At 55.7% G+C, this 4,093-nt stretch carries 5 protein-coding genes and 1 pseudogene; all 6 read left to right on the top strand.

Annotated elements, in window-relative coordinates; translation table 11 throughout:
* Positions 1 to 217, top strand: a pseudogene (locus ACPLUI_RS11995) (hypothetical protein); the annotation flags it as partial.
* Positions 218 to 262: 45 nt separating this feature from the next.
* Positions 263 to 901, top strand: coding sequence for an MBL fold metallo-hydrolase (locus ACPLUI_RS11990; protein ID WP_424660495.1), 639 nt, complete (start codon positions 263 to 265; stop codon positions 899 to 901).
* A 46-nt stretch (positions 902 to 947) separates the two neighbouring features.
* Complete coding sequence (locus tag ACPLUI_RS11985; RefSeq protein WP_424660494.1) at positions 948 to 1,148, top strand: DUF3006 domain-containing protein; 201 nt, start codon at positions 948 to 950, stop codon at positions 1,146 to 1,148.
* A gap of 12 nt (positions 1,149 to 1,160) precedes the next feature.
* Positions 1,161 to 2,084: a ComEC/Rec2 family competence protein gene (locus ACPLUI_RS11980; protein ID WP_424660493.1), complete on the top strand. Its 924-nt coding sequence runs from the start codon at positions 1,161 to 1,163 to the stop codon at positions 2,082 to 2,084.
* A gap of 111 nt (positions 2,085 to 2,195) precedes the next feature.
* On the top strand, positions 2,196 to 3,185 hold the full coding sequence (locus ACPLUI_RS11975) for an ABC transporter substrate-binding protein (RefSeq protein WP_424660492.1): 990 nt from the start codon (positions 2,196 to 2,198) through the stop codon (positions 3,183 to 3,185).
* Between the two features lie 14 nt (positions 3,186 to 3,199).
* Positions 3,200 to 4,060: an ABC transporter ATP-binding protein gene (locus ACPLUI_RS11970; protein ID WP_424660491.1), complete on the top strand. Its 861-nt coding sequence runs from the start codon at positions 3,200 to 3,202 to the stop codon at positions 4,058 to 4,060.
* Positions 4,061 to 4,093 lie beyond the last annotated feature (33 nt).

The following is a 4,093-nucleotide window of genomic DNA, read 5'->3' as shown; positions in this document are numbered from 1 at the left end:
GGAGGCGGGCGCTACGGGCTGTTTTAAGGCGGCAGAAGAAGCGGCCAGGCAACTGCACCGGTACATATATACCTGCCAGGGCCCGAATGAGGAACTGCTGGCCGGTCTTTACCACCGCTACTACCACAACGGTCTCAGGGTCTACTCGCCGCAAAATATAAAGGCCTGCGTGGAATTGCTGGTGCGCCGGGTCAAAGAGTCCGGACAAGATTATTGACAAGATTATTATGGAAAAAATTAATTGGCATAGGAGGTAATACTTATGAAGATCCAGTGGCTCGGTCACGCATGTTTTTTATTGACAACCGAAAGTAATACGCGCATTATTACAGACCCGTTCGACGAAACAATAGGTTACCCGCTCCCCCGTATTCCGGCCGACATCGTGACTGTCAGTCACCAGCACTTTGACCACAATGCCGTAGGTACGGTGCCCGGCAACCCGCGTGTGGTACAGGATGCCGGAGAGCACATCCTGGGTAACATCAAAATTACGGGCTACCATTCCTACCATGATAAGAAACAGGGTGCCCAGCGGGGTAAAAATATTATTTTTGTAGTGGAAACCGAAGGACTCCGGGTGTGCCATGTGGGCGATCTGGGTCACCTGCCGGATCAAGGCTTAATGGAAGCACTCGGCCGGATTGATGTTCTAATGATCCCGGTCGGGGGTTACTTCACTATTGACGCAGGAGAGGCGGCGGAACTGGTAAGGCAATTGTCACCAATTTATGTTCTGCCCATGCATTACAAGACTCCTTACATCAACCTCCCCATAGCACCGGTTACAGATTTTCTCAAAATGTTCCCTGCCTTTGATGAAAAGGAATTACTGGTGGTCAACCGGTATAATTTGCCGCGTCAAACTACAGTGGTAAAATTATCCTTACACGTGAAATGAGCCTGATTCAAGGATATTGTCCCGCATCTTAAAAGGGGGCACGAGCATGCTGATCATTGACCGGTTTGAAGGAGACTGGGCCGTCATCGAATTCGGTCGGAAGACCTTCAATATTCCCAAAGTCCTTATTCCCCCCGGCGCGCGGGAAGGGGACGTTATCAACATATACATAACCCTGGATAGAGAATCTACCGGCACCAGAGCCGAAACCGTCAAACGGCTGGCGGAGGAACTTTTTGAGGACTGAGGTGGTACACGGGTGAAGCGAATTGTCATTCTCGCCCTGATTCTCGCCTTACTCCTGGCCATCCTGGCAGGTTGCAGCAACTCCGGCCCAACCACCGGGACGGGGACAGCACCTCCCCCCGTTTCGCCGGAAGCTCCATCGGTCAACCGGGAGAACGACCTGCCTGGAAAAGTTCTGAAAGTCCACTTCCTCGACGTGGGACAGGCCGACTCAATCCTGGTCCAATTCCCAGATGGACGAAACATGCTGGTGGACGCCGGGAAAAACGACGACGGCCCGCGAGTGGTATCCTACCTGAAACGGCAGGGAATCGAAAAAATCGACTACCTGGTTGGGACACACCCCCACGAAGACCACATCGGAGGGATGGACAAGGTAATCAGGACTTTCGAGATCGGCAGAGTCTACATGCCCCGGGCGACCACTACAACCAGGTCGTTTAAGGACGTACTGCTCGCAGTAAAAAACAAAGGCCTTAAGATCAACACCGCCAGGGCCGGCGTCACCATACTCGACCAGGGAAACCTCAGGGCATATTTCGTCGCCCCCTGCAGCTCCGACTACGAAGACTTGAACGACTGGTCGGCCGTGACCAGAATAGAATACGGCGCTACGGCTTTCCTTTTAACCGGCGATGCCGGAGCCCGGTCGGAAGCTGAAATGCTCGCTTCCGGCGCCAACCTCAGAGCCGATGTGCTCAAAGTAGGACACCACGGCAGCCACCGTTCCACCACCACGGCTTTTTTGAAAGCAGTGGCTCCCGAGTACGCCGTAATCTCTGTCGGTAAAGATAACGACTACGGCCACCCGCATAGAGAAACCCTCGTCAGGCTGGCGGAGGCAGGTGTCAAGGTCTACCGGACCGACCGGGACGGCACGATAGTGTTCACGTCCGACGGGAAAAACATCACCGTGGAGAAGAAGGGCCGCAGGTGAACTGCGAAATGATTACCCTGCATCAGAATTAGTGTCACGATTGAAAAGGGAAAAGGCGTTTCAGGTCGAATAACTTCGATAACTAAAATATTAACTCAGGTGATGTATGCCATGAGAAGAAATCTCTTGTTCCTCGTTGTCCTGCTTGTTTTGGCCGGTACTGCAGCTGCGGGATGCGCCGGCAAAGTGACCACGGCACCGCAGGAAAACCGGAGTACCCTGCGCCTGGGCATGCTGCCTATTATCGACAACCTGCCCTTCTGGGTGGCCCAGCAGAAGGGTTATTTCAAGGCGGAAGGCTTAAATGTACAGTTGATCCCCTTCCCCAGCGCAGTGGAACGGGACAGCGCGTTTGCCGCCGGGCAGATTGACGCTGCCGTGGGCGACTTGCTTGCGGTGGCAGGTTTGAACAATGCCGGCACACCGGTCCGGGCGGTGTCCATCTGCATGGGCGTCAAGCCTGGGGAAAGCCGTTTCGCCATCCTTTCGGCACCCCGGTCCGATATCCGCAAACCGGCCCAGCTAAAAAACGTACCCATCGCCATTTCGACCAACTCCATCATCGAATACGTAACCGATCGTCTGCTGGAGGACCAGGGACTGGATAAAAAAGAAATCAAAAAAACTTCCATTCCCAAAATGCCCGTCCGGCTGGAAGCATTGTTAAACGGAAAGGTGCAGGCGGCCACTCTGCCCGACCCCCTGGCCACCCTGGCCCAAATCAAGGGGGCACACGTTGTAGCCAGCACAACAAACGACAACGTAGCCCAGACAGTGCTCATGGTACGTCGGGATACCATAGACAACAACCTGCCACAACTGCAAAAACTGATGCGTGCCTACTCCCGGGCAGTTAGCGATATCCAGGCCAATCCCTACGGCTATAACGACCTGCTGGCCAGAGAAGCCCGCGTACCGGCACCCGTGCTCAACTCATCCCCATACCGGCTGGCCGTTAACTTTTCAGCTCCACAGCTGCCCAAACGTAAGGACGTGCAGGACGTACTGCAGTGGATGCAGGAACATAAGTTGCTGACCAAACCATTGACTTACGACGATATGGTGGACACGAGAGTACTGGGGGAAAGTCCGAAGGCTTGAGGAGAAACGATCCCATGCAGCTAAGTGGTGCCACGGTAGATATAGCCGGCCTGAATGTCGTCTTCCATCAAGAACGGGAAACGGTCGAGGCTTTACGCGATGTATCCTTTCAGGTGGAGGCCGGTACCACCTGTGTCGTGATCGGCCCGTCCGGTTGCGGCAAGTCCACCCTGCTGTATGTACTGGCCGGCCTGCTCCAGCCGCAGAGCGGCCGGGTCCTGATCAATGGCCGGGAACCTCAGCCGGGTCGCAGGGAGACTTCACTCATCCTGCAGGATTACGGCCTGCTCCCCTGGAAAACGGTGTGGCAGAACACCGTACTGGGTCTGATCATCCGGCGTTCGCCGGCCGCTGAAATTCAGGCCGCCGGCGAACGTGTGCTCAAACAAATGGGCCTATGGGAACTCCGCCGCCGCTTTCCGGCCCAGTTGAGTGGCGGCCAGCGCCAGCGAGTGGCCATCGCACGTTCCGTGGTCACCCGTCCGGACCTGCTGTTGATGGACGAGCCCTTTTCCTCCCTGGACGCTCTTACCCGGGAATCCCTGCAGGAAAGCCTGCTGGATATTTTAAAGGACGGGGGAATTACCGTCATTCTGGTCACCCACAGCATCGAAGAAGCGGCTTACCTCGGTCAACGCATCGTTGTGCTTACATCCCGTCCCGGCCGGGTGGCTGCCGTGCTGGAAAACCCGGCCGCAGGGAGCAAGGACTACCGCAAAACAGAATCGTTCTACCGTTTATGCCGGGAACTGCGCCAGGCTCTGGAAGATGCCTGCCAAACAACGGGTACCTGCGGGCCCGTACCCCGGCCGGCGGGTACAGGCAATGAGTTCGCACCCAGGCGGGACGAGCATGTTCCAAACGAAAGAGGATAGAAACGAAGCCTCCCCGGTTTTACCCGGCTGACC

The sequence above is a fragment of the Desulfofundulus sp. genome, assembly GCF_049701015.1.
GTDB lineage: Bacteria > Bacillota > Desulfotomaculia > Desulfotomaculales > Desulfovirgulaceae > Desulfofundulus.
This window is presented reverse-complemented; position numbering and strand designations above follow the sequence as displayed.